Here is a 23,387-nt window from a genome sequence, read left to right on the forward strand (position 1 = left end):
TTACTGTTTGCGCGATGCGTAAATAGCAGCGTGTTCCGGCTGTCCTGCAAAAAAATACGAAAATCCGCAAAAAAACTTAAAAAAACAGTTGACGAATAGAGATTTTGTGCTATAATCATACCAGTGCTATAAAATACCCAAACAGTTGTATTATGCACAAGTACACAACTGGAGGGAGGTTAGGTGTGAGCTATGTCAAACGTTATCGTTAAAGAGAACGAGAGTCTGGACAGCGCATTACGCAGATTCAAAAGAAACTGCGCAAAGGCTGGTATTCAGCAGGAAATTCGTAAGAGAGAGCATTACGAGAAGCCAAGCGTAAGACGCAAGAAAAAGTCTGAAGCTGCAAGAAAACGCAAATTTAATTAAGTATTTCTCTGATCCCTGGTCTATGACCAGGGATTTTTTCATATCTTATTTGCAAAGGCTTTGCAGACAGAGACTGGGAGCGATATCGTGTTTGATCAGGCAAAACAGGCTGCAACAGAGCATTTGAAGCTTCCGGGAGATGTAGTTCTTGGAGAAATCCTGTTGTCTTTTTCTGGGAGGTACAGCGTTACCGTGGAAAATTACCGGGGGATCCTGTGGTTTGATGATTCCTGCATTCGTCTGAAAGGGAAAGACTGCAGGCTTCAGATCTGTGGAAAACGATTGAAGATTGAATATTACGACCGGGATGCCATGAAAATATCCGGGCAGATCCAGAGTATGGAATTTTGTGACTGAAAAGAGCAGGACAGGGAGGCGCACCTGTTTTGGAAAAAAGAAAACTGCGACGAAGCGGAAGCGACACAAAAAAGGGAACGGGATGAGTCTGGAACAGTCGGGAGGCGGTATGCAGCGTGCGGTGGCTGAAACAATGCTACACCGGATATGTAAAGGTACGCATGACAGGAGGCTCGCCGGAACGTTTTTTGAATCTGTGCCGGGGAAATGGGATTTCGTTGTGGAATCTGACTTTTGAAAAGGAACAGTACCAGTTTTTTCTGCTGCTTTCTGATTTTTTCCGGATCCGACCGTTCGTGCGCAAGGCAGGTGTCAGGGTCCGTGTTCAGGAAAAACTGGGACTGCCCTTTTTTTTATACCGGAACCGGAAACGAAAATTGTTTGCAGCAGGCATCGCGGGCTTTTTTCTCCTTTTATTTGTGATGTCCCGGTTTATCTGGAATATCAGCTTTGACGGGAACCTTCGTTTTTCCAATGATACCCTGAGCAGGGAGCTTCAGGAAATCGGAATAATTTATGGAATGCGAAAGTCCCAGGTGGACTGTGACCGGATCGAGGAGGAGCTTCGGAGTCGCTGTCCCCAGATTGTCTGGGTATCTGCCCATGTAGCCGGTACCAGGCTGCAGATCCGGATCCGGGAAAATGAAACAGCCGGAAAAATTCCATTAAAGGATGAGACACCGCGCAATCTGGTGACCGAAAAGGCAGGAACAGTCGTTTCTATGGTTGTAAGGGCAGGAAAAGCAGCTGTGCAGCCGGGAGATGAGGTGGAAGAGGGACAGCTTCTGGTGGAGGGCATAATTCCGATTACCGATGATTCCGGCGAGGTGGTGCGCAATCTGTTTGTGCGTGCAGATGCAGATATCCTGCTGCAGACCCAGGAAAGCTACCGCGAAACCGTACCTCGTTTTGAACAGATCCAAAGTTATACAGGAAAAGAACAGACCGGATTCCGGCTGCGCATAGGCAGAATAGATCTTCTTGCCATGCTCCCTATACAAAAGAAGAAGCTGTGGGAAGTTACGCGTGCCGGAAAGCAGCTGGTCTTGTTTGAGGACTTTTATCTGCCTGTGTGGGCGGAGAAGATCACGGCCAGGGAATATGAAGTTGTGGAGCGGAAACGTACGAAAACAGAGCTAGATGCCTTAACAAAAGCAGTTCATGAAAGGAAATTACAAGATTTTATACAAAAAGGGGTACAAATAATCGAAAATGATGTTAAAATATTAGATAACAGTACCGGCTGGACCATCTGCGGAAGCATGACTGTGGAGGAGCCTGCCGGGACCGGTCAAAAGCTAGAATAGTTCACAGGTAGAAATTTTCGGAACTGAAAATTTCGTATGATACAGTAATGGCAGCAGATTTTTCCGATTTGGAATGCGAAGCATCGGCAAAATCTCCTTACTGTTCACATACCACGTGAACAGTAAGGAGCAAATAATACAGAATGAGTGTAATTGAGACAATAATTGATATTCCGGCAGAGCATGAGAAAAATGTATGCGGCCAGTTTGACGGCTATTTAAAAAAGATTGAGCGGACGCTGCATGTGACGATCGTGGCAAGAGACGGTGCCATCAAGCTGATCGGACCGGAACTGATGATCCGCCGGGCAAAGAGCGTGTTCAACAATCTGGTTGAGCTGTCAAAGCGCGGCAATGCCATTACCGAGCAGAATGTAGACTATGCATTATCTCTTTGCTTTACCGAGTCAGACGATGCGATCCTGGAGATCGATAAAGATATCATCTGCCGGACCATCAACGGAAAGCCGGTAAAACCGAAAACCGTAGGACAGAAACAGTATGTGGATACCATCCGCAAGAAAATGATCGTATTCGGCATCGGACCTGCCGGAACCGGTAAAACTTACCTTGCCATGGCCATGGCGATCTCCGCCTTTAAAAATGGCGATGTAAACCGTATCATTTTGACGCGTCCGGCCATTGAGGCAGGCGAGAAGCTTGGATTTTTGCCGGGTGACTTACAGAGCAAGATCGACCCGTACCTGCGCCCGCTCTACGATGCCCTGTACCAGATCATGGGTGCAGAGAGCTTTTTGCATAACCAGGAGAAGGGACTGATCGAGGTGGCACCGCTTGCGTACATGAGAGGCCGTACCCTGGACAATGCCTATATCATCCTGGATGAGGCGCAGAATACGACACCTGCGCAGATGAAGATGTTCTTAACCCGAATCGGCTTTGGTTCCAAGGTCATCATCACCGGAGATAAGACCCAGAAGGACCTGCCAAGCGGCGCGGTATCCGGTCTTGACGTTGCCATGAAGGTGCTTGGAAAGATTGACGATATCGGTTTCTGCAACCTGACCAGCAATGATGTAGTACGTCATCCGCTGGTTCAGAAGATCGTACAGGCTTACGACGATTACGAAAAGAAAACCACGCCAAAACAGCCTGCAAAGGAGAAAACGCATCGGCTGAGGGATTTCAAATATCATAAATAGAAACAAAGCTGCGATGCAAAACGTGCGGTGACGACACAGAATCGTTTCGATAAAACAGGACCGGAAGACTTGGTGTGCCGGTCAGAAAGGCGGAAGATACCATGACCATTAATATCGAATATGAGACAGACAAGCCCCTGGATGTGGACTATGAAAAGGTGGCAAACGACATCATCCCGGCGGCGCTGGATTATGAGAAATGCCCTTACGAGGCAGAAGTAAACCTGATCCTGACGGACAATGACGCAATTCAGGAAATCAACCGCGATTACCGCCAGATCGACCGTCCGACGGATGTCCTTTCTTTCCCAATGATCGATTTTGAGAAAGAATCCGATTTCAGCCATGTGGAGGAAGCGGTGGAGGATTATTTTAATCCGGAGACCGGAGAGCTGATCCTGGGTGACATCATTGTTTCGGTGGAAAAGGTGATCGAGCAGGCAGAAAAATATGGCCATTCCAGGGAGCGCGAACTTGCTTTTCTGATCGCGCACAGCATGCTTCATCTGTGTGGTTATGACCACATGGAAGATGCAGAGCGGGAAGTTATGGAAACCAGACAACGGGAAATACTGGCAGGAGAGGGCTATCATAGATGAGAAAAAACAAGGGGAAGAAGTATGCGTTAGGGGTTATGGCAGCGTGGTGTCTCACGGTGGGGGCTGTGGCACTGACCGGCTGCCAGGCAAAGGAAGCAGAGAATAAGATATCCGTAGAATCGGCAGTGCCGGAACCGGAGACAAAGCCAATCGAGATTGAAACCGAGGCACCGGAAACCGAAGCGCCTGTGCAGGAGACCGATCTGGCTGATCCGGATGAGCAGGAGCCAAGAGTCGAAAAGGATGGCATGATCCGCAGTTATCTGACTGGGGAAATGGTGCCGGTATCCCAGGGAAACCGGCGTCCGCTGGCAATCATGATGAGCAATGACAAGGCGGCTTTGCCGCAGTATGGCATCAACCGGGCCGGGGTGGTTTATGAGGCTCCGGTTGAGGCAACCATGAACCGTTACCTGGCGATCATGGAAAATTATGATGACCTGACCCGGATCGGTTCAGTGCGCAGCTGCCGTACTTATTATGTATATTTTGCAAGAGAATTTGATGCAATCTATGCGCATTTTGGCCAGAGTACCTTTGCAAAGCCATATTTAAAATTCATTGATAACATCAATGGAATCGAAGGACAGGGAAGTACCGCATATTTCCGCTCCAAAGATAAAAAATCTCCGCACAATGCCTATGCAAGCTTTGCCGGGATCCAGCGTGCGATCGAAAAGCTGGGATACAGCCAGGAATACGACGCAGACTATGACGGGCATTTCCGATTTGCAAAAGAAGGAACGGAAGCAGTTATGCATGGAGCCGATGTGCGCGATGCCTATAAGGTAACGCCTGGCTACAAATTAAACAATCCGTGGTTTGAATATCATGAGGATGATGGTTTGTATTACCGGTTCCAGTACGGAGGCCCGCATATGGGAGACGAAGGGCAGATCGCAGTGAAAAACATCATCATCCAGTACTGTCCGGCGGCTTATTACGCATCGACAGAGTACCGCAATATCAACGTGCAGGCCGATACCTGGGGATATTATATTTCCAATGGTAAGGTGGAAGACATCACCTGTGAAAAAGACGGAGAGTTTGGTGTGACCCATTACTACGATGCTTCCGGCAATGAGATCACCTTAAATCCTGGCAAGACCTGGATCTGCATCTGCACCACGAATGATATGCAGCCGGCGAAGATTGAATGAAAGTATAATCACTTGTTGAGCGTATCGAGGACGGTAAGTTGTCTGTAGCAAAGGTGACTTTTGGTGCAGAACCAAAAGATTATACAAACTGTTGACAGTAAAACTCCTATATAGTATTATTTGATAAAATACTATATAGGAGTTTTTGCGTGAAAATGAATGGCGGATTTCTTGTTACCAAAATAAAACAACTTGGAGATCGAATCTTTGAGAAGATTCTCAGCGAAAAGAATATTGATGCGTTTAACGGAGCCCAAGGGCGTATTCTTTATGTACTGTGGCAGGAAGATGGAATCTCAATCAGATCACTCTCGATTAAATGTGGATTAGCGATAACTTCTCTTACTACGATGCTGGAAAGAATGGAAAATCAAGGGCTGATAAGACGCGTTCAGTCTGAAACGGACAAAAGGAAAACACTCCTGTTTCTGACTGAAAAAGCACAAGCCTTAAAGGACGAATACGATTCTGTATCTGATAAAATGGGCAGTATTTACTACAAAGGTTTTTCGGAGGAAGAAATTACCCAGTTTGAGGAATGCCTCGACCGTATCAGAAAGAATCTTGAGGAGTGGCAGAAATCATGAGTATTTGTATCAAAGATCAGATTCAAAACATGAATATCGTAATCGGATGTACAGTGGGGTGTGCATATTGCTATGCCCGCAATAATGTGAAACGCTGGCATATGATTGATGACTTTGCTGACCCTGAATTCTTTCCGGGTAAGCTCAAGATGATGGAAAAGAAACGTCCGCAGAACTTTCTTCTTACCGGCATGAGCGATCTTTCCGGCTGGAAGTCAGAATGGAGAGACGAGGTATTTGAAAAAATCCGTGAAAATCCACAGCATCAGTTCCTGTTCCTTACAAAGCGACCAGATCTGCTGGATTTTGATACAGATTTGGAAAACGCATGGTTTGGTGTTACGGTGACGAGAAAAGCAGAACTGTGGCGTATTGACGCACTACGGGAAAATGTCAGAGCAAAACACTATCATGTTACCTTTGAGCCGCTATTCGACAATCCAGGTTCAGTTGATCTTTCCGGGATCAACTGGATCGTTGTCGGCACCATGACTGGAGTTCAGAGCAGGAAGGTTCATACGGAGCCGGAGTGGGCATGGTCTCTGACAGATCAGGCGCATGTGCTTGACATTCCGGTATTTATGAAGGAAGATCTTGTCCCTATCATAGGGACTGAAAATATGATTCAGGAAATGCCGGATGAATTCAATAAAGTGTTGGAGGTACAGAGATCATGGCAGAAGTAATAAATGGAATCCTCATTAATGAGGCGGAAACAAAGAACATCATGACCAAGTCCAGTCTGCCTGTAGGCGGTTACTCGGTCAATCCATATGTAGGCTGTACACACGCCTGCAAGTATTGCTATGCTTCTTTTATGAAGCGCTTTACCGGACACAAGGAGGAATGGGGCACTTTCCTTGATGTGAAGCATTGGCCGGAAATTAAGAATCCGAAGAAATATGCCGGACAGCGGGTGGTCATCGGTTCTGTGACAGATGGCTACAATCCACAGGAGGAGCAATTCGGGAATACCAGAAAGCTTCTGGAGCAGCTGATCGGCAGTGACGCAGATATTCTGATCTGCACAAAGTCGGATCTTGTGGTACGAGATATTGATCTGCTGAAGAAGCTTGGACGAGTAACCGTTTCATGGTCGATCAACACACTAGATGAAAATTTCAAGAACGATATGGACTCTGCTTCTAGCATTGAGCGCCGTATCGCTGCAATGAAGCAGGTATATGAAGCAGGTATCCGTACAGTCTGTTTCGTATCTCCGGTATTCCCCGGTATCACGAATTTTGAAGCAATCTTTGAGAGGGTAAAGGATCAGTGCGATCTGTTCTGGCTTGAAAATCTCAATCTTCGAGGCGGTTTCAAAAAGACAATTATGGCTTATATCGCCGGAAATTATCCTGATCTTGTACCACTTTACGACGAGATCTATAACAAGCATAACCGCAGCTACTTTGAAGCACTTGAAGTAAAAGCTGAGGAAATGGCTAAGAAGTATGATTGTCCCTTTGTGGATAATGAAATGCCTTATGGCAGAGTCCCGCAGGGACATCCGGTGATCGTAGATTATTTCTATCATGAGGAAATCCGAGGGACAGAGAATACAGGAAAAAGAAATCGTTAATCTAAACGAAAATGAAACTGATGATGGTGGAGAGATTTATTTATCGCCATTTGAAATCTTGCAAAGAACGGCGAAAACATCAAGGAACAGTTGAGGACAAGAAAATATAAACCTCAGCCAGTACGAAGAGTGGAGATACCAAAACCAGATGGTGGTGTCAGAAATCTAGGAGTACCAACAGTAACAGACAGATTTATACAACAAGCCATTGCACAGGTTTTAACGCCAATCTATGAGGAACAGTTTCATGACCACAGTTATGGATTTAGACCGAACAGATGTGCACAACAGGCAATCCTGACAGCATTTGATATGATGAACGAGGGCAACGACTGGATTGTAGACATTGACTTGGAAAAGTTCTTTGACACAGTGAACCATGACAAGCTTATGACCATCATAGGCAGAACTATAAAAGATGGAGATGTTATCTCTATCATTAGGAAATATCTTGTCAGTGGAATCATGATTGATGATGAGTATGAGGATTCTATTGTGGGAACACCACAAGGAGGAAATCTTTCACCATTACTGGCAAATATCATGCTGAATGAACTTGATAAGGAAATGGAAAAGAGAGGGCTTAGCTTTGTACGATACGCGGATGACTGTATTATTATGGTCGGAAGCGAAATGTCTGCCAATCGTGTAATGAGAAACATATCTCGTTTTATTGAAGAGAAACTAGGACTCAAAGTTAACATGACTAAGAGCAAAGTAGATAGACCAAGAGGATTGAAATATCTGGGTTTCGGATTCTACTTTGATTCAAGAGCACACCAATTTAAGGCAAAACCACATGCAAAATCAGTAGCAGTATTACTTTTGATGTTGTGTGTTATGCAAGTCGAAATGTGATGGCTGTCCCTATGGGCGAGATCACCCGTGCATTGGTTGGTGTACGAAGAAGGTTATGCGTGAAGTGGGGCTTGGAAAAATCATGATTTATAACTCGGACGGTAAACTGCTTTTAGAAGGATATTGCAGAAACCGGAGAGATATTCTGGATAGAAAATGTAGTGCAATTGAAGTGGAGGCACGAGAGTTTAAGCCAATACTGGGAGGAGATTATCATCTGACTATGAGATTTGAATCCGTGGACAGGGATGAAAGGATTTACGGAATGGGGCAGTATCAGCAGCCTTATCTGAATCTGAAAGGTTTAGACTTAGAATTGGCACATCGTAACTCACAGGCAAGTGTACCTTTTGCCATTTCGTCTTTGGGATATGGATTTTTATGGAATAATCCGGGTGTGGGGCGCGCGGTGTTTGGAAAGAATATCATGAGTTTTGAAGTATATTCTACCAAAGTTTTGGATTATTGGGTAGTGGTAGGAGATACGCCTGCAGAAATTGAAGAGGCATATGCGGCAGTGGCTGGAAAAGTTCCTATGATGCCGGAATATGGGCTGGGTTTCTGGCAGTGTAAACTCCGTTATCAGACACAGGAAGAACTTCTGGAAGTGGCGAGAGAATACAAGAGAAGGAATCTGCCGATTGACCTGATTGTTATTGATTTCTTTCACTGGCCGAAGCAGGGAGAATGGAAATTTGATCCGGTATATTGGCCTGAACCTGATGCCATGGTTCAGGAGCTGCAGGAGGTGGGGATTGAATTAATGGTATCTATCTGGCCGACAGTGGATAAAACCTGTGAGAATTATGAGGAAATGCTGGAAAAAGGATTTTTGATCAGTACGGAGCGAGGATTTCGTGTAGGGCTGGATTTTCAAGGTGCCACGATCCATTTTGACGCGACGAATCCGGGAGCAAGAGAATACGTCTGGGGCAACCGAAATATGGAACCACAGGAGGAGCAACTTGCTGCTCCGGTGCGGCGAATGAAGTATGGAGTTATGGAGAAGAAGTTTATGTTATCTGTAAAAAATATATGGAATTAAGGGAGCAGATGAGGCCATATACAAGAAGGATCATGGAAGAAGCGCATAGAAAGGGAACTCCGGTTATGCGGACACTTTTCTATATGTGCCCGGATGATTTGGTCTGCTGGGAAACAGAAGACGAATATTTTTACGGACCGGATGTATTGGTGGCTCCGGTTCTTTATGCCGGACAGCGCAGCCGCACTGTTTATCTTCCAAAAGAAGAAAGCTGGATTGACTATACAACCGGAAAGGAGTATGAAGGAGGACAAACGATAAAAGTAGATGCACCGTTAAATACTATTCCTGTGTTTATTAAAAAAAATAGTAATATTTTTAGCAAGGAATAGGAAATTTGTTAATACAGAGGTGCTTTATTTTACTTATTATGGGATGTTTGTATCCATATATAATTTTGTGGCATCCTATGTGTTATGCAGGTGTTTTGTAATTATATGGATTTCCTGATATGGTGAGATACAAAAGAGGTGATAATATCGGGCAATTACTGATCTTGGAACTTAATGATAATGAGACAAAACTTTTTAATGAAATAATGGAAGTTGTAGGAAGATATCCGGATTTCAAAAGATACCAACTACGAACAGAACCGATATTGCAACTTCCAGGGCTTGAAATTTACCCTGACCGAAGGAAAATTTATCGGGATTGCAGGGAAATCAGATTGACAGCCAAGAAATTTGCCATCTTGTGTTATCTTGCCGCAAATCAGGGCAGAGTGATGACTTACGGATAGATATATGAGCAGGTTTGGGGTGATTATGCACATGATATTGAGAATAATACTATAGGCTATCACATCTGTCACCTGAAAGAAAAGTTATTTGCCTCTTCAACCTGTTCACTCTTTAATATACGATGTGTGAGGAGTGTGGGCTACTGCATTGAACTGCTCACCAAGTAGTAATTTTAAGTGGTATTATGATACAGTCCTGTTTATGGCAGGGCTGTATTTTTTATGGAAAGATGAAATGCGGATTTTGTCATCATATATTGTCTGAATTTGCGTTTTTCCCAATCAAAAACAAAGGAAACCCTCGTTCAATTAGAAAGCAATAGAAAGCAATATCAGCAGGCGAGCCATTAACAATGAATAAAGCTACGGAATAAGGGAAGGACTGCCGGATGTGGTATTTCACAGTCTTCGTCATACGAGTATACTTGTCTGAGGAGTTTCATCAGCTGGCAGTCCAGAAGAAAGACTCATAATCTTCTTCATAAAATGTGCTCCCTTTCATTCATACAACGTAAAAGACTAACGAACATATTTAATGAAACATCGAAACCATCTTCTTTTTGTTGTTTACCTATAATAACGATTGGAGTAGTCGATTATAGACACTGCAATCAAAAAAATCTGAAAATATATTTATCAACGTTACATAAAAGTGTGTAGATGCACATAAAATGGGAATACATATTGAAATGCACGTCGTTCTGTGATAGAATCTCATTACTAAAAAGTGTGCAGATGCACGGAAAGGGGGAGCGTAATGATGGAGATTAAAAGAGACGCTTACCTACAGCAGCTGACCCTGCGAAAAGATAATGGAATGATAAAGGTGATTACCGGCATTCGTAGATGTGGCAAATCCTTTTTGCTGTTTACCATCTTTAAGAGATACTTACTGGAGAACGGCGTTGATGTTGATCATATTATTGAGATTGCATTGGACGGTATTGAAAATGAGGAACTAAGAGATCCTAAGGTGTGTTTCAAGTACATCAAAGATGCCATGAAAGACGATGGCAAATACTATCTGCTTCTTGATGAAGTGCAGTTTATGTCACAATTTGAGGAAGTGCTGAACAGCCTGCTCCGCATGAGCAATATTGATGTGTATGTCACCGGAAGTAATTCCAAGTTCCTGTCCAGCGACATTGTGACCGAATTCCGTGGCAGAGGTGATGAGATTAGAATCTACCCTCTCTCCTTTGCAGAGTTTTATTCTGTCTATGACGGCGATTATGATGATGCATGGGATGACTACATGATCTACGGAGGATTGCCGCAGATCGTAAGTTTCCAGAGCGAACGACAGAAAGCGGACTATCTGAAGAACATCTTTGCAAATGTCTATCTAAAGGATGTTATTGAAAGAAATAAGATTCAGAACGTGGATGAGATTGGGATTCTGGTTGATGTGCTTGCATCTGCAATCGGCGCACCGACCAACCCTTCAAAGATTGCCAATACCTTTGCTAGTGAGCGCCAGATGACTTATGCTAATAAAACCATCTCCAAGCATATCGACTATTTGACAGATGCCTTTTTGATTTCCAAGGCAAGCCGATACGATATTAAGGGCAGAAAGTATATCGGTGCAAATCTGAAATACTACTTTACGGATCTGGGACTGAGAAATGCACGTCTGAATTTCAGACAGCAGGAGCCTACTCATATCATGGAGAACATTGTTTATAACGAGCTGTTGATCCGTGGCTACAATGTTGATGTGGGTGTCGTGGATATCTTCGATAAGGATAAAGAGGGCAAACGTGTTCGCAAGCAGTTGGAGGTTGACTTTGTGGTGAATCAAGGAAACCAGAGATACTATATCCAGGTTGCATATGACATGACTTCGGAAGAAAAACAGACGCAGGAGTTCAATTCTCTGCGTAATATCCCGGACTCTTTCAAGAAGATCGTCATTGTAAATGGCAGCAAAAAGCCTTGGAGAAATGATGAAGGTTTTGTCATCATGGGAATGAAGTATTTCTTGCTGAATGCGAATAGTCTGGAATTTTAAGTCGATTTGAGTTGTTGCTGTGATGTTGTTCCGAAAGAAAAAATTGCTGAATTTGAAGAGCTTATGCGCAAAACCATAGCTGACATTGTATCAGAAGCCAGTAGCGTTGCCTGTTGGGTGTATGTGCAGAAATATGTGAAGCACAAAACCCTAAACGAAATGCTGCAAGAATTGCCAGACGTAAGTCAATTCATCCTAGCTATGGATACCTGGTTTGAAAAACTGATGGAGAAATAATCTGGGAAAAATATGATTGTTGAAATACCAGTATTTTTTGCTAAGGGTAAAACACCTATGCGTGTAGAATTACAGATTCGAACCAATGGTATGGATTTCTGGGCAACATTGGAACATCAACTTCGCTATAAAAAAGGAATTGAAGAAATGCCTGGCTATGATGAGATAAGTGAAGAATTACTTCATTCTGCAAGAGCTATCATTGAAGCAGATAATGAAATGCAGAGAATAAAAGACAAAATTGGTATGTTACACGAAATTTAGGGAGAAAACTGAGCAAGTAGGAAGGTGGAATATATATGAAACAAGATACTTTAGAGGGTAAAGCAAAAACAAAAAATGGGGTAAAACGGCTGTGTTTTTCCATAATCTGCATTCTTCTGGAAGTGATTTTTATTATTACTATCGTAACACGCTTGAATGAATATGCAGAAATCATAAATTTATTTACAAAGATTTTGAGTGGGATCTTGGTTTTGGGATTGTACGCATCAAATAAGACATCCTCTATGAAAATGCCTTGGGTCATCTTAATTCTAATTTTCCCAATTATGGGTGTAGGCCTGTATTTGTTGATTGGTTTGAATGGTGGCACACATAAAATGCGTGAGCGATATGCAGAAATTGATAGCAAATTGTTACCAATGCTTCCGGACAATCAGGAGTGTTTGAGCAGAATAAAAGAAACAATTCCGAAAGCAGGAAATATAGCAAGTTACATACAAAGAAATTCGCAGTATCCAATCTATCAGAATACGGATATTGTGTATTTTGATGAAGCAGTGAAAGGATTAGAGGCACAGCTTAAGGATTTGGAGAAAGCACAGAAGTTTATCTTTATGGAATATCATGCGATAGAAGACGCTGAAGCATGGCATAAGATTCAAGATGTTCTGGAAGAGCGAGTAAAAGCAGGTGTGGAAGTTAGAGTATTCTACGATGATATGGGTTCTATAGGCTTTATTAACACAGATTTTGTGAAAAAGATGGAGGCAATAGGAATTCATTGCCGTGTATTCAATCCGTTTGTGCCAGGTTTAAATCTGTTTTTGAACAATCGTGATCATAGAAAAATAACAGTTATTGATGGAAAAGTCGGATTTACAGGTGGATATAATCTAGCAAACGAATATTTTAATTACACACACCCGTATGGACAGTGGAAAGATACAGGTATTCGTTTAGAAGGAGATGCTGTTCAGTCGCTTACGGTGACATTTTTGGAAATGTGGAATGCAGTAAGTGATAAGAATGCTAATGATTCTGATTTTAGTAAATACCTTTTCCACTATGATTATGCGGCACAGCAAACTGGGTTTGTTCAACCTTATGCAGACAGCCCTATGGATAATGAGCAAGTAGGAGAAGAAGTTTATATCAGTATGATAAATAAAGCTGAAAAATATTGTTGGTTTATGACTCCATATCTAATCATAACAGATGAAATGACGCATGCGTTATGTCTGGCTGCTAAGCGAGGGGTAGACGTAAGAATTATCACACCTGGTATCCCTGATAAAAAATTCATTTATAATATAACTCGTTCTTTTTATCATGGATTGGTTAAACATGGTGTTCGTGTTTATGAGTGGACTCCTGGTTTCTGTCATGCAAAAATGAGTGTGGCAGATGACTGTATGGCAACTTGTGGAACAATTAATCTGGATTATCGAAGTTTATATCACCATTTTGAAAACGGCTGTTTTATGGCAGATTGTCAGGCAGTTGTGGAAATAAAAAATGATCTGATAAGAACGATGGGAGAATGTCGTGATGTGACAGACCAATATCAAACCGGACGAAGTGCATATTTGCGACTGGGACAATTATTTATGAGATTATTTGCTGGATTGCTATAAGAATCTGATGAAACGACCTTTCAAAAAACAGTTGATTTAGAAGTTAACTGTTTTTGAAAGGCCGTTTTTGCTATATCTAACAGTCTGTTGTACAAAGAAGATTTTGCATTGATGAAAAAACAAACCTTGTTGAGGTTAAATTGAGAATGACTTTGTATTGTATAAGTATGAAATAAAAAGGAATCAGGTGATGTACAATGAAAAAGTATAAAATATGTAAAATCCTTCTTGTTATACTGGCAATTTTTTTATGTGTGGCTTTTTATGAATTGCTCGGAATCTGCGTTGCATATAAAAAGCAGCCGGAAGTGTCCAATACAACCAAAAAAGAAACAAAAAATGGGTCATGGAACGAATGCAGTGAAAATACAGAACGGGCAGTAATCATAGAAAAGAATCCAGAAGCGCTTTTACAAAGAGTGCGTTTGATCAAGAATGCAAAAAAGGAAATTATTCTTTCTACTTTTGCATTTCAATCCGATGAAAGTGGAAAATTGATTTTAGGAGCACTGCATGATGCGGCAGACAGGGGTGTACATATTCGTCTGTTAGTAGATGGAATGGAGAGCTGGATTGATATGGAAGGAAATCCGTATTTCTATGGATTATCTTCCCATGAGAATGTTGAAATTAAACTATATAATAAGGCCAATCCGTTGAAACCGTGGAAAATGATGGGTAGAATGCATGATAAATATTTGATTGCAGATGGAAAGAGATATATTCTTGGGGGAAGAAATACATACAATTATTTCCTGGGTGATTTTCCGGGACATAAGAACTATGACAGAGACGTGTTAGTGGTTTGCGATGAACCTGAGAAAGAAAATTCAGTTAACCAGTTGTTAGAGTATTTTGAAACGATATGGGAACAAGAAGACAGTGGTTATTTTCATGACAATAAAAAACTGGCAAATAGAAAATCTGTAAAGAACGCAGTTTTAGAGCTGCAGAACGGCTATCAGAAATATTTTGAAGAGAATAAGGAAAGAATCTGCGATACCGATTACACGGACGAAACTTTTGAGACAGAAAAGATTGCATTAGTGTCAAATCCTATCCACACAGGTCCCAAGGAACCAGTAGTCTGGTATCAACTGGGAGAACTAATGAAAAATGCAAAAGAGCGCGTGAAAATTCATACACCATATATTATTTGCAATGATATGATGTATAATACATGGAAAGAGATTGCGGAGAGAGTTCCGGATTTTTCTATCATGACCAATTCGGTTGCCAACAATGGAAATCCGTTTGGTTCTGCTGATTATGCGAGAAACAGAAACAGAATTTTAAATACAGGAATTGATATCTGGGAGTATGAAGGCGGCTATTCTTACCACGGAAAAAGCATCCTGATTGATGATGATCTATCCGTAATCGGTTCCTTTAACATGGATATGAGAAGCACGTATCTGGATACGGAACTGATGCTTGTAATACGTAGCAAAGAGATTAATAAACAGTTGGAAGAAGGCATGATGGAATATGAAAGAGTGTCCCGACAGGTATTGGAAGATGGAACCTATCGTGATCCGTATCATGTAGAGCCAATTGAATTGACAAAGAAGCGTCAGAGAAACGTACTTTTGGTACAGCATCTGCTTGGATGGGCAAGGTATCTGTTTTAATAAGGAGGAAGGAAAACGTGTTTCAAATATTGATTGTAGAAGATGATAAAGAATTAAGCCAGCTATTCCAAAAAGTGCTTGAGAAGAATGGATATCAGGTCAAAAGTGCATCGGATGGAGCACTGGCATTAGAAATCTTGGATAAAGAGTATATTGATCTGATCATTTCCGATATTATGATGCCGGTTATGGATGGTTATGAACTGGTGTCGGAACTCCGTTCAGCAGGATATCAGATACCGGTACTTATGATCACTGCGAAAGGTTCCTTTGATGATATGCGCCAGGGATTTCTTTCGGGAAGTGACGATTATATGGTAAAACCGGTAAATGTGAATGAAATGGTTTTAAGAGTTGGAGCACTGCTTCGCCGTGCACAGATACTGAATGAACACAAAATTGTGATCGGTTCAACAGAGTTTGATTATGATGCAATGACGGTTACAACTGATAAGGAAAGTCTTGTTTTGCCTAAAAAAGAATTCCTGCTTTTATATAAGCTTGCAGCTTCGCCAGGCAGAACATTTACAAAACAACAGTTGATGGATGAAGTATGGGGATACGAGACGGAGGCAGACCCACATACGATAGAGGTACATATAGGAAGAATCAGAGAGCGTTTTAAAGATAACCCTGATTTTGAAATCGTAACAATGCGTGGAATTGGATACAAGGTGGTGAAAAAATAATGGAACAAAAGAAAGAAAAAGGATTGCGGATCCGATCCTGTCTGACTGGTGCAATCTGGCTGGCACTTGTATTTTCAACAGTCATATCTGCTTTATTATTTGCTTTTTTGAATCATTTTTTTAATCTGCCGGGCAGCATACCTGTGCTTGGCTGGCTTTTGATTTTCAATACATTGATTGCAGGGCTGATCACTTCCTTTATCAATGCAAAGTTACTGGAACCAATTACCAGACTTAGTAAAGCAATGAAGGAAGTTTCTCAGGGAGATTTTGAACAGCATTTGGAAACGAACAGCCGTATAGCAGAAGTTGGAGAATCTTATCAAAGTTTTAACGTTATGACAAAAGAACTTCGTGCAACAGAGGTGCTGCAGATGGATTTTGTGTCTAATGTTTCTCATGAGTTTAAGACCCCGATTAATGCCATTGAAGGATATACAATGCTGCTTCAGGGAGAAGAACTGTCTCCGGATCAAGAGGAATATGTAGAAAAAATCTTATTTAACACCCAAAGACTTTCCGGATTGGTTGGTAATATTTTGCTGTTATCCAAGTTAGAGAATCAGAATATACCAATGAAAAAAACAGAATATCGTCTGGATGAACAGATCCGCCAGGCATTTCTTTCATTGGAAACAAAATGGACAGAAAAAGAAATTGGTTTTCAGGTAGAATTGGAGGAAGTTAAATATACTGGGAATGAAGGACTTTTTATGCATATCTGGATAAATCTTTTGGATAATGCGATTAAGTTCAGTCCTTCAAAGGGGACAATTACGATGTTTCTGAAACAAGAACAGGATTCTGTTAAGTTCATTCTGGAAGATGAAGGACCAGGAATAGAGGATGATGTAAAATCCAGAATATTTGACAAGTTCTATCAGGTAGATGGATCTCATAAAGCAGAAGGAAATGGCCTAGGTCTTGCACTTGTAAAACGGATTGTAGATAGTGCCGGAGGAACAATCAAAGCAGAAAACCGTGAATATGGTGGATGCAGATTTGTTGTAGAGCTTCCAATACAGAAAGATGAGGCCATATAAGTTTAAGAAAAACAGATAGAGGAGGAATTACATGACATTTTATCAGGAGTTGCAGTTAAATCAGGCAGGTTCTAAAAACCTGTTGAAAAAGAGTGAAACACTAAAAGAAAAATTATATCATATGTGGGTATATCTGGTGAAGATAGCTGCTACAATGGCATTTTGTTTTTTCTTTGTTAGTATTTTCAGTATCCTATTTGGAAATGAGAACAGCATTGTAGGTGTAGTAGTCTTATTATGTCTCATGGTGTTTCGGAATGCGGATCTGGGGATCCACACCGGACAATCTACGATGCTTTTGGCTTTGTTCTTTGTAATTATGACTGTATGTCCGCATTTAGCAAATCAGTTTTCACCGGTATTGGGAATGCTGTTAAATATTGCGGCACTGGCTGTGTTGATTCTGTTCGGATGCCATAATCCATTCATGTTTAATCAATCTACATTGGTTCTTGGGTATCTACTGCTATATGGTTATGATGTTACGGGAAAAAGCTATCAGATGCGATTAGTCGGAATGGCTTTAGGTGCAGCACTTACCTGCTTTGTATTTTATCGAAATCATAAAAACAGAACCTATAAAAGAAATCTGAAAGATCTGATACAAGAATTTGATATCACTTCTTCCAGAACAAAATGGCAGATATGTCAGATTTTATGCGTACCGATTGTCCTTTGCATTGCAGAACTTTGTAATATGCCACGTGCAATGTGGGCTGGTATTGCGGCCATGTCCACGATTTTGCCGCTTATGGAAGATATGCACTACAGAGTCCGTAAAAGGATTGTCGGAAATATTGCAGGTGTTATATGTTTTACAGTATTATATTTTCTGCTTCCTTCGTCAATCTATGCATATATAGGAATTCTTGGTGGAATCGGTGTAGGATTTTCAGCACAATATGGCTGGCAGGCAGTATTTAACACATTTGGTGCTTTAGCCATTGCTGCAGAGACTTATGGACTACAAGGAGCGGTTAGTCTTAGAGTGATTCAAAATGTTTTTGGTGTTGTGTTTGCTTTAGTATTTTGTGTTATATTTTATTGGTTTATGTCTAAAAAAAACGGTTCATGCGGGACTCAATGTACGCTTTAATGAAGAAAAACAGATTACTTCTGATAACGAAATTCAAAAGTGGGCGAAACAGATTGTAAAATAGTACTCTTAGCGGAACTAATCAGGTGATAGGTAACATTTACTTCAGGATCAGTTAAGGGAATCCGTTTCCGTCCTTTCAGAGTCTGCTCTGAGCCGGGTGCTTTACTGCTGGAAAAACATAATAATGTGGAAGTCCTGACCAATTCTTCAAACTCAAATTCATCTGTCTGTATCAGAAAGCGGGATGCTGGCATTTTGCTCTTTACCAGATTTGTCCAGAAACCGATTTCATCACGAAGAAGGCAGTTAAAACCGTTAAGCTGTGAAAGACTCAGCTGAGAATATTCTGCCAATTTGTGTTCTTTTGGGATACAGACATAGAGCTGCTCCTTAAGATAAGGGATGCAGAGAAGATTTTTATCTGAACAGGCCTGTGGCAGAATACCGATATCAGCATTGCCGGAACTGGCATTTTGAAGGATTTCATCCATATTTGTCAGTTTTGAGGAAATAATATTATCAGGAAATCTGCGTGACAGTTCAGGCAATAATGACCATAGAGGTACGGGAGCGCAGGAATGAATGGTAATCGTATGCTGATTGCGTTCAAATGTCTGTACGGTCTGAACTGCTTTTTCAGACTCGGAAAGCAGAGACCTGGCCTGCTCTACCGCAACTTTACCGGTGGCAGTTAATTCGATACGGTTTTTACCACGATGAAAGAGTGGAACCCCAAAAGCATCTTCCACATCATGCATGGTTCTGGTAAGTGTCGGCTGGGAAATATGAAGTTTATCTGCAGCAGCAGATAAGGTACCACAGTCTGCGTAGGTTACAAACTGGTAAAGATCGGATAAATCTAACATTTAGATACTCCTTTTAAAGCAGGCAAGGCACGTGCAATCGGCGTTTCAAACTTCTATCCGGATCGTTATATCGACATTGCACATTTCGCAGAAGTTGTTCCTGCGGTAAATCAGGTGGAAACACATGTGTTCCAGCAGCAGAAAGTGGCTCGTGAATATCTTGCAAAACATAATATACAGATTATGAGTTGGGGACCGTTTGCAGAAGGAAAAAATGATTTCTTCAATACTCCGGTACTGAAAGAGATCGGAGCAAAATATGGAAAGAGTGTAGCTCAGGTGGCACTTCGTTTCTTGCTTCAGAATGGCGTTGTTGTGATTCCAAAATCAACGCACGAAGAACGAATGCAGGAGAATTTCAATGTATTTGATTTTGTGCTGACAGATGAGGAAATGAAGCAGATGGAAGTGCTTGATACTGGAAAGAGTTTGTTCTTTTCTCATTATTCACCAGAAACGGTGGAATGGTTTATGAGTATTGTGTAACAAAGTAGCTTCATAAAGGCAAAAGCGTATTGTGGTTTATACGACCGATAATACGCTTTTGCTGTATAATAGGATAAGAAAATTGTTATACGGAAAGGATAAGAAAATGAAGGAACAGAATCATCCGAATGTGATTAAAATTCGAAATGCACATGTTCATAACCTGAAACATATTAATGTGGATATTCCGCTAAATAAGGCGGAGCATATATCCCGCACTGGTATAAACATCAATGCTGTTGCATTGTGGATTGTATTCTGCAAATATTGTTCTCATCGTATCCCATCTCCTTATTATTCAATCAATCATTAATTGTAAAAATTAAGAAGCATTTCAATCAGTTCACCATGTCAGTTTTATTTTGTGTTATACTGTTTTATAGATTTTACTTGCCCTTGTATTTTTCCTTATCAGAGTCCGTAAACACTGGTGGGACGATATAACACAAGGGAAACAATAAGGGAAAGCTCACCTGTGACAAATCCAGTGTTTTCAAGGGTCTGCGGAGAATTTAATAACAAAATATAACAGTTATTAAATCTCTTAAAACAGGTGAAATCTCAATCGGAAGTTGTAGTAAAGGAGGTTTACAATGGGGTTTTGGATTTTTATGTTGATTATGGATTTGCTTCTTCCATTTACGATGATTGGTTTTGGAAGATATTTTATGAAAAAGGCTCCAAAGGAAATAAATTCAGTATTTGGATATCGGACTTCGATGTCTATGAAGAACAAAGACACATGGGAATTTGCTCATAAATATTGTGGTAAAGTTTGGTATGTCTGTGGAATGGTTATGTTGCCGATAACAGTAATATTCATGCTTTTAGTAATTGGAAAAAATGAAGATTGTGTTGGGAGTATAGGAGGAATTATCTGTGGTGTTCAACTTATTCCTTTAATTGGATCTATTCTCCCAACAGAAATAGCATTAAAAAAGAATTTTGATAAGAATGGAACAAGACGATAAATTCCAGTTTTTGAAACGAAAGAATAGGTAGATTAGGAGATAGAAAATTGGTAAGACAATACAGCAATGATGATATAGACGCAGTGATGCAGATCTGGCTTGATACGAATATTCGAGCACATCATTTCATACCGTCCGATTACTGGCGTACCAACTGCGACATGGTGAGAGAACTGCTTTCTCATGCAGAAATATATGTGCATGAAGATGAATGTGCAAAGCAGATAGATGGATTCATTGGATTGAATGATGATTATATTGAAGGTATTTTTGTAAAAGAAACAATGCAATCAAAAGGAATTGGAAAAATCGGAAGTTTGGAGGTGATATCGAACAAAAGAATTGGTTATATATGTACACGGCAAAGGAGGAACAGTAGAAGAGGCAAAGCATTATAAGCCACTCTTTCCTGAAAGTGATGTGATTGGGTTTGACTATAGATCGCAAAATCCCTGGGAAGCGAAAATTGAGTTTTCTGATTTTTACGGAAAGAAATACCTACAGATTTTGGAGAAACATTATCTTGGGAATATCTGTGCTATGTACGGAAGTACCCGATTAAGTGGAACACTCCAACTTGCATTTTATATGGTGCAAAGGATAATCTGACTTCAGGAGAAACCATGTATGCATTTGCAGAACAAACCGGAGCAATTCTTACAGTAATGAATGATGGAGAACACTGGTTTCATACAGATAAGCAGATAGAGTTCCTTGATGATTGGATTCGGAAATCAATATAACAACTTCCTAATGTACCTGGCAGTTCAAGACTTCCATCCGGTCTTAAGCAGACAAAGGATACAGGCGAAATCTCAATTCCAATTTACGGATAAAATCGACTGGTTTACGCAGGCGTAGGCACCGGAGGTGGATAAAAAAGAAAAATAAGCAGATACTATACCATGGAGGGATTTTCCATGAAAAAGTATAGGATCTGTTTATTTTTGTTTTTGGGAGTGAGTGTGATCTGCATTCTGATCGCGTTTTTTGTCCGGCGCAGTCAGGAAGGTGCAGGTCTGGAAAATAGAAATGAGACCGGAATCGAACAGCTGGAAACAGAAGAGACACAGGAAACGGTCATAGAGGATCAGATGGCGGCAAACCAGGAGCGGGTACAGGCGCATCCTGTCCAGGAAGAGTATTATCTGGTGGCGGAGGATGGGATGCTTCTGATCTTTTTAAAGGATCAGAAAACAATCTGTCTTTATACACATATGCCGCTCATGGATTTTCCACCAAAGGAGCGGACAAAGCTGCGGGAAGGGATCTGGTTTTCGTCTATGGCAGAAGTGTTTCATTATCTGGAATCGTATACTAGCTGATATGTTATAAAATCTGCTTGAAAAGAGCGTGCAAACTGGATACAATAGAACGCAAATGGTTACTGCATACGCGTAAGCAGTAATCCGAAATGGGAACTGGGCAGATACAGGTATTTTGTGAACCGTTCCTAAAATGATCTTGAGAAACAGCGGAGGAACAACGTGGAAAACGTGAAGAGAAAAGTACTGATCATCGGAGGCGGGGCTTCCGGTCTGATGGCGGCCATCATGGCGGCCCGGGAAGGCGCAGAGGTAACCATTCTGGAGCATATGGACCGGGTGGGGAAAAAGATATTATCTACAGGAAACGGGCGCTGCAACCTGACGAACCTGTCTCTGAAGCCGGAGCATTACCGGAGCAGCCAGAAGCTGTTTCCCATGAAGGTGCTGGACCGCTTTTCTGTCTGGGATACGTTAAATTTTTTTGACGGGATCGGGATCATCACCAGAAACCGGAATGGTTACATTTATCCAAACTCGGACCAGGCGGCATCGGTGCTGGATGCGCTGCGCTTTGAGACGGAGCATCTGGGTATCAAAACGGTTTTGTCCTGTCAGATCCGTTCCGCGAAGAAGACAAAAAATGGAAGCTTTCTTGTGGAGAGTGACCAGGGAACTTATCAGGGTGACTGCCTGATCCTGGCGACCGGTTCCAAGGCGGCTTCGGTGTCCGGTTCGGACGGCAGCGGCTATGAGCTTGCAAAGGCGTTCGGTCACACGGTCATCAAACCGCTTCCGGCGCTGGTGCAGTTAAGATGCAAGGGGACATTTTTCAAACAGCTGGCGGGAGTCCGCTGTGAGGCTGTGGTGCGGCTTGTGAGCGACGGAAAAACACTGGCAGCAGATGAGGGCGAGGTCCAGCTGACAGATTATGGTATCTCCGGTATCCCGACCTTTCAGGTAAGCCGGTATGCTTCCCAGGCACTGGACGCAGGCAGGCGTGTAAACGCGGTGCTGGACTTCTTCCCGTCTAAGAGCATGGAAGATACCAGGGCAATGTTAAAACAGAGAAAATCGATGCTTGGTTACCGTCCTTCCGGCGAGTTCTTAAATGGCGTTTTGAATAAAAAATTAGCAGCAGTGCTGTTAAAACAGGCAGGAATCCAGCCGGACCGCTCCTGTGCCCAGATCAAGGACAGCCAGCTGGAGTCACTGACGATGCAGATCAAGAAATTTGAAGTTCCGGTCACCGCGACCAACAGCTTTGAGCAGGCGCAGGTTTGCTGTGGTGGTGTCGATACCAGGGAACTTCGCCCGGACACCATGGAATCGAAGCTGGTGAAGCATCTGTTTCTGGTGGGAGAGCTGACCGATGTGGATGGCATCTGCGGCGGGTATAACCTGCAGTGGGCCTGGAGCACCGGGGCAGTGGCCGGAACAACAGCAGGGAGAATATAGATT

General features: G+C 41.9%; 23 protein-coding genes and 6 pseudogenes. 27 read left to right on the forward strand and 2 right to left on the reverse strand.

All coding sequences use genetic code 11. From position 1 onward, the window contains the following. Positions 1 to 192 precede the first annotated feature (192 nt). The 22 genes and pseudogenes from rpsU to DXB18_RS01885 all read left to right on the forward strand — a co-directional run bounded on the left by rpsU (position 193) and on the right by DXB18_RS01885 (position 18,335). Positions 193 to 369 carry a 30S ribosomal protein S21 gene (gene rpsU / locus DXB18_RS01785; RefSeq protein ID WP_005539624.1) on the forward strand — a complete coding sequence of 59 codons (177 nt, stop codon included), beginning with the start codon at positions 193 to 195 and terminating at the stop codon, positions 367 to 369. Between the two features lie 60 nt (positions 370 to 429). Beyond that, positions 430 to 726 (forward strand): YabP/YqfC family sporulation protein, encoded by a 297-nt coding sequence (locus tag DXB18_RS01790; RefSeq protein ID WP_243035182.1) that lies wholly within the window; start codon positions 430 to 432, stop codon positions 724 to 726. Between the two features lie 116 nt (positions 727 to 842). Further along, positions 843 to 2,033, forward strand: a complete 1,191-nt coding sequence (locus DXB18_RS01795) for a sporulation protein YqfD (RefSeq protein WP_118705696.1) — start codon at positions 843 to 845, stop codon at positions 2,031 to 2,033. A gap of 143 nt (positions 2,034 to 2,176) precedes the next feature. Next, the gene (locus DXB18_RS01800; protein WP_118540720.1) at positions 2,177 to 3,196 is read left to right on the forward strand and encodes a PhoH family protein; all 1,020 of its coding nucleotides are present in this window, start codon (positions 2,177 to 2,179) and stop codon (positions 3,194 to 3,196) included. A gap of 101 nt (positions 3,197 to 3,297) precedes the next feature. Then, on the forward strand, positions 3,298 to 3,795 hold the full coding sequence (gene ybeY / locus DXB18_RS01805) for an rRNA maturation RNase YbeY (protein ID WP_118532552.1): 498 nt from the start codon (positions 3,298 to 3,300) through the stop codon (positions 3,793 to 3,795). Beyond that, a complete protein-coding gene (locus tag DXB18_RS01810; RefSeq protein WP_347560037.1) occupies positions 3,792 to 4,955 on the forward strand; it encodes a DUF3048 domain-containing protein in 1,164 nt (387 codons plus the stop codon). Before ybeY ends, DXB18_RS01810 begins: the two co-directional genes overlap by 4 nt. 11 nt (positions 4,956 to 4,966) lie before the next feature. Continuing rightward, positions 4,967 to 5,038 (forward strand): annotated as a pseudogene (locus DXB18_RS01815) (DUF2992 family protein); the annotation flags it as partial. Between the two features lie 66 nt (positions 5,039 to 5,104). After that, on the forward strand, positions 5,105 to 5,542 hold the full coding sequence (locus tag DXB18_RS01820; protein WP_118705698.1) for a radical SAM mobile pair system MarR family transcriptional regulator: 438 nt from the start codon (positions 5,105 to 5,107) through the stop codon (positions 5,540 to 5,542). Further along, positions 5,539 to 6,228, forward strand: coding sequence for a radical SAM mobile pair protein A (locus DXB18_RS01825; protein WP_118705700.1), 690 nt, complete (start codon positions 5,539 to 5,541; stop codon positions 6,226 to 6,228). Before DXB18_RS01820 ends, DXB18_RS01825 begins: the two co-directional genes overlap by 4 nt. After that, positions 6,216 to 7,124: a radical SAM mobile pair protein B gene (locus DXB18_RS01830; RefSeq protein WP_118544331.1), complete on the forward strand. Its 909-nt coding sequence runs from the start codon at positions 6,216 to 6,218 to the stop codon at positions 7,122 to 7,124. The genes DXB18_RS01825 and DXB18_RS01830 overlap by 13 nt, the downstream gene beginning before the upstream one ends. Before the next feature lie 69 nt (positions 7,125 to 7,193). Beyond that, positions 7,194 to 7,982: pseudogene (gene ltrA, locus DXB18_RS01835) on the forward strand (group II intron reverse transcriptase/maturase); the annotation flags it as partial. A 223-nt stretch (positions 7,983 to 8,205) separates the two neighbouring features. After that, a complete protein-coding gene (locus tag DXB18_RS16800; RefSeq protein WP_347560831.1) occupies positions 8,206 to 9,027 on the forward strand; it encodes a TIM-barrel domain-containing protein in 822 nt (273 codons plus the stop codon). Positions 9,028 to 9,110: 83 nt separating this feature from the next. Continuing rightward, positions 9,111 to 9,359, forward strand: coding sequence for a hypothetical protein (locus DXB18_RS16805; protein WP_347560832.1), 249 nt, complete (start codon positions 9,111 to 9,113; stop codon positions 9,357 to 9,359). A gap of 407 nt (positions 9,360 to 9,766) precedes the next feature. Beyond that, positions 9,767 to 9,934, forward strand: coding sequence for a helix-turn-helix domain-containing protein (locus DXB18_RS16810; protein WP_347560131.1), 168 nt, complete (start codon positions 9,767 to 9,769; stop codon positions 9,932 to 9,934). Positions 9,935 to 10,526: 592 nt separating this feature from the next. Continuing rightward, the gene (locus DXB18_RS01850) at positions 10,527 to 11,780 is read left to right on the forward strand and encodes an ATP-binding protein (RefSeq protein ID WP_008400146.1); all 1,254 of its coding nucleotides are present in this window, start codon (positions 10,527 to 10,529) and stop codon (positions 11,778 to 11,780) included. A 6-nt stretch (positions 11,781 to 11,786) separates the two neighbouring features. After that, positions 11,787 to 12,017, forward strand: coding sequence for a hypothetical protein (locus DXB18_RS16295; protein ID WP_347560833.1), 231 nt, complete (start codon positions 11,787 to 11,789; stop codon positions 12,015 to 12,017). Between the two features lie 9 nt (positions 12,018 to 12,026). Next, a pseudogene (locus DXB18_RS01860) lies at positions 12,027 to 12,281 on the forward strand (GTP pyrophosphokinase family protein); the annotation flags it as partial. Positions 12,282 to 12,316: 35 nt separating this feature from the next. Next, positions 12,317 to 13,876: a cardiolipin synthase gene (gene cls / locus DXB18_RS01865; RefSeq protein ID WP_118705702.1), complete on the forward strand. Its 1,560-nt coding sequence runs from the start codon at positions 12,317 to 12,319 to the stop codon at positions 13,874 to 13,876. A 197-nt stretch (positions 13,877 to 14,073) separates the two neighbouring features. Continuing rightward, positions 14,074 to 15,507, forward strand: coding sequence for a phospholipase D family protein (locus tag DXB18_RS01870; RefSeq protein WP_118705704.1), 1,434 nt, complete (start codon positions 14,074 to 14,076; stop codon positions 15,505 to 15,507). Next, positions 15,486 to 16,196, forward strand: coding sequence for a response regulator transcription factor (locus DXB18_RS01875; protein WP_044024695.1), 711 nt, complete (start codon positions 15,486 to 15,488; stop codon positions 16,194 to 16,196). The genes DXB18_RS01870 and DXB18_RS01875 overlap by 22 nt, the downstream gene beginning before the upstream one ends. After that, on the forward strand, positions 16,196 to 17,239 hold the full coding sequence (locus tag DXB18_RS01880; RefSeq protein WP_055215087.1) for a HAMP domain-containing sensor histidine kinase: 1,044 nt from the start codon (positions 16,196 to 16,198) through the stop codon (positions 17,237 to 17,239). The genes DXB18_RS01875 and DXB18_RS01880 overlap by 1 nt, the downstream gene beginning before the upstream one ends. Before the next feature lie 31 nt (positions 17,240 to 17,270). After that, complete coding sequence (locus tag DXB18_RS01885; RefSeq protein WP_118705706.1) at positions 17,271 to 18,335, forward strand: FUSC family protein; 1,065 nt, start codon at positions 17,271 to 17,273, stop codon at positions 18,333 to 18,335. Between the two features lie 14 nt (positions 18,336 to 18,349). Here the strand turns inward: DXB18_RS01885 and DXB18_RS01890 are convergent, their stop codons facing one another. Continuing rightward, a complete protein-coding gene (locus DXB18_RS01890; protein ID WP_118516155.1) occupies positions 18,350 to 19,204 on the reverse strand; it encodes a LysR family transcriptional regulator in 855 nt (284 codons plus the stop codon). A 24-nt stretch (positions 19,205 to 19,228) separates the two neighbouring features. On the opposite strand from DXB18_RS01890, the pseudogene DXB18_RS01895 reads away from it, so the two are divergent. Beyond that, positions 19,229 to 19,690, forward strand: a pseudogene (locus tag DXB18_RS01895) (aldo/keto reductase); the annotation flags it as partial. A 196-nt stretch (positions 19,691 to 19,886) separates the two neighbouring features. On the opposite strand, the pseudogene DXB18_RS16300 reads toward DXB18_RS01895, so the two are convergent. Continuing rightward, positions 19,887 to 19,967 (reverse strand): annotated as a pseudogene (locus DXB18_RS16300) (toxin-antitoxin system protein); the annotation flags it as partial. A gap of 316 nt (positions 19,968 to 20,283) precedes the next feature. On the opposite strand from DXB18_RS16300, the gene DXB18_RS01900 reads away from it, so the two are divergent. The 4 genes and pseudogenes from DXB18_RS01900 to DXB18_RS01920 form a co-directional block, all read left to right on the forward strand. Further along, positions 20,284 to 20,661: an SdpI family protein gene (locus DXB18_RS01900; protein ID WP_003864540.1), complete on the forward strand. Its 378-nt coding sequence runs from the start codon at positions 20,284 to 20,286 to the stop codon at positions 20,659 to 20,661. A gap of 47 nt (positions 20,662 to 20,708) precedes the next feature. Beyond that, the gene (locus tag DXB18_RS01905; RefSeq protein ID WP_182430434.1) at positions 20,709 to 21,059 is read left to right on the forward strand and encodes a GNAT family N-acetyltransferase; all 351 of its coding nucleotides are present in this window, start codon (positions 20,709 to 20,711) and stop codon (positions 21,057 to 21,059) included. Positions 21,060 to 21,581: 522 nt separating this feature from the next. Next, on the forward strand, positions 21,582 to 21,986 hold the full coding sequence (locus tag DXB18_RS01915; protein WP_118705849.1) for a hypothetical protein: 405 nt from the start codon (positions 21,582 to 21,584) through the stop codon (positions 21,984 to 21,986). Positions 21,987 to 22,142: 156 nt separating this feature from the next. After that, positions 22,143 to 23,384 (forward strand): annotated as a pseudogene (locus tag DXB18_RS01920) (NAD(P)/FAD-dependent oxidoreductase); the annotation flags it as partial. Positions 23,385 to 23,387: the final 3 nt, after the last annotated feature.

The sequence above is a fragment of the Clostridium sp. OM02-18AC genome (assembly GCF_003481825.1).
Classification (GTDB): domain Bacteria; phylum Bacillota; class Clostridia; order Lachnospirales; family Lachnospiraceae; genus Brotaphodocola.

What these genes read in the sequence shown, in the direction of transcription:
- DXB18_RS01880 (WP_055215087.1), top strand. Translation starts at nt 16,196, where the DNA reads ATGGAACAAAAGAAAGAAAAAGGATTGCGGATCCGATCCTGTCTGACT.
- rpsU (WP_005539624.1), top strand. Translation starts at nt 193, where the DNA reads ATGTCAAACGTTATCGTTAAAGAGAACGAGAGTCTGGACAGCGCATTA.
- DXB18_RS16805 (WP_347560832.1), top strand. Translation starts at nt 9,111, where the DNA reads ATGTGCCCGGATGATTTGGTCTGCTGGGAAACAGAAGACGAATATTTT.
- DXB18_RS01850 (WP_008400146.1), top strand. Translation starts at nt 10,527, where the DNA reads ATGGAGATTAAAAGAGACGCTTACCTACAGCAGCTGACCCTGCGAAAA.
- DXB18_RS01885 (WP_118705706.1), top strand. Translation starts at nt 17,271, where the DNA reads ATGACATTTTATCAGGAGTTGCAGTTAAATCAGGCAGGTTCTAAAAAC.
- DXB18_RS16800 (WP_347560831.1), top strand. Translation starts at nt 8,206, where the DNA reads ATGAGATTTGAATCCGTGGACAGGGATGAAAGGATTTACGGAATGGGG.
- DXB18_RS01900 (WP_003864540.1), top strand. Translation starts at nt 20,284, where the DNA reads ATGGGGTTTTGGATTTTTATGTTGATTATGGATTTGCTTCTTCCATTT.
- DXB18_RS01875 (WP_044024695.1), top strand. Translation starts at nt 15,486, where the DNA reads ATGGGCAAGGTATCTGTTTTAATAAGGAGGAAGGAAAACGTGTTTCAA.
- DXB18_RS01825 (WP_118705700.1), top strand. Translation starts at nt 5,539, where the DNA reads ATGAGTATTTGTATCAAAGATCAGATTCAAAACATGAATATCGTAATC.
- cls (WP_118705702.1), top strand. Translation starts at nt 12,317, where the DNA reads ATGAAACAAGATACTTTAGAGGGTAAAGCAAAAACAAAAAATGGGGTA.
- DXB18_RS01915 (WP_118705849.1), top strand. Translation starts at nt 21,582, where the DNA reads ATGAAAAAGTATAGGATCTGTTTATTTTTGTTTTTGGGAGTGAGTGTG.
- DXB18_RS01810 (WP_347560037.1), top strand. Translation starts at nt 3,792, where the DNA reads ATGAGAAAAAACAAGGGGAAGAAGTATGCGTTAGGGGTTATGGCAGCG.
- ybeY (WP_118532552.1), top strand. Translation starts at nt 3,298, where the DNA reads ATGACCATTAATATCGAATATGAGACAGACAAGCCCCTGGATGTGGAC.
- DXB18_RS01800 (WP_118540720.1), top strand. Translation starts at nt 2,177, where the DNA reads ATGAGTGTAATTGAGACAATAATTGATATTCCGGCAGAGCATGAGAAA.
- DXB18_RS01890 (WP_118516155.1), bottom strand. Translation starts at nt 19,204, where the DNA reads ATGTTAGATTTATCCGATCTTTACCAGTTTGTAACCTACGCAGACTGT.
- DXB18_RS01870 (WP_118705704.1), top strand. Translation starts at nt 14,074, where the DNA reads ATGAAAAAGTATAAAATATGTAAAATCCTTCTTGTTATACTGGCAATT.
- DXB18_RS01830 (WP_118544331.1), top strand. Translation starts at nt 6,216, where the DNA reads ATGGCAGAAGTAATAAATGGAATCCTCATTAATGAGGCGGAAACAAAG.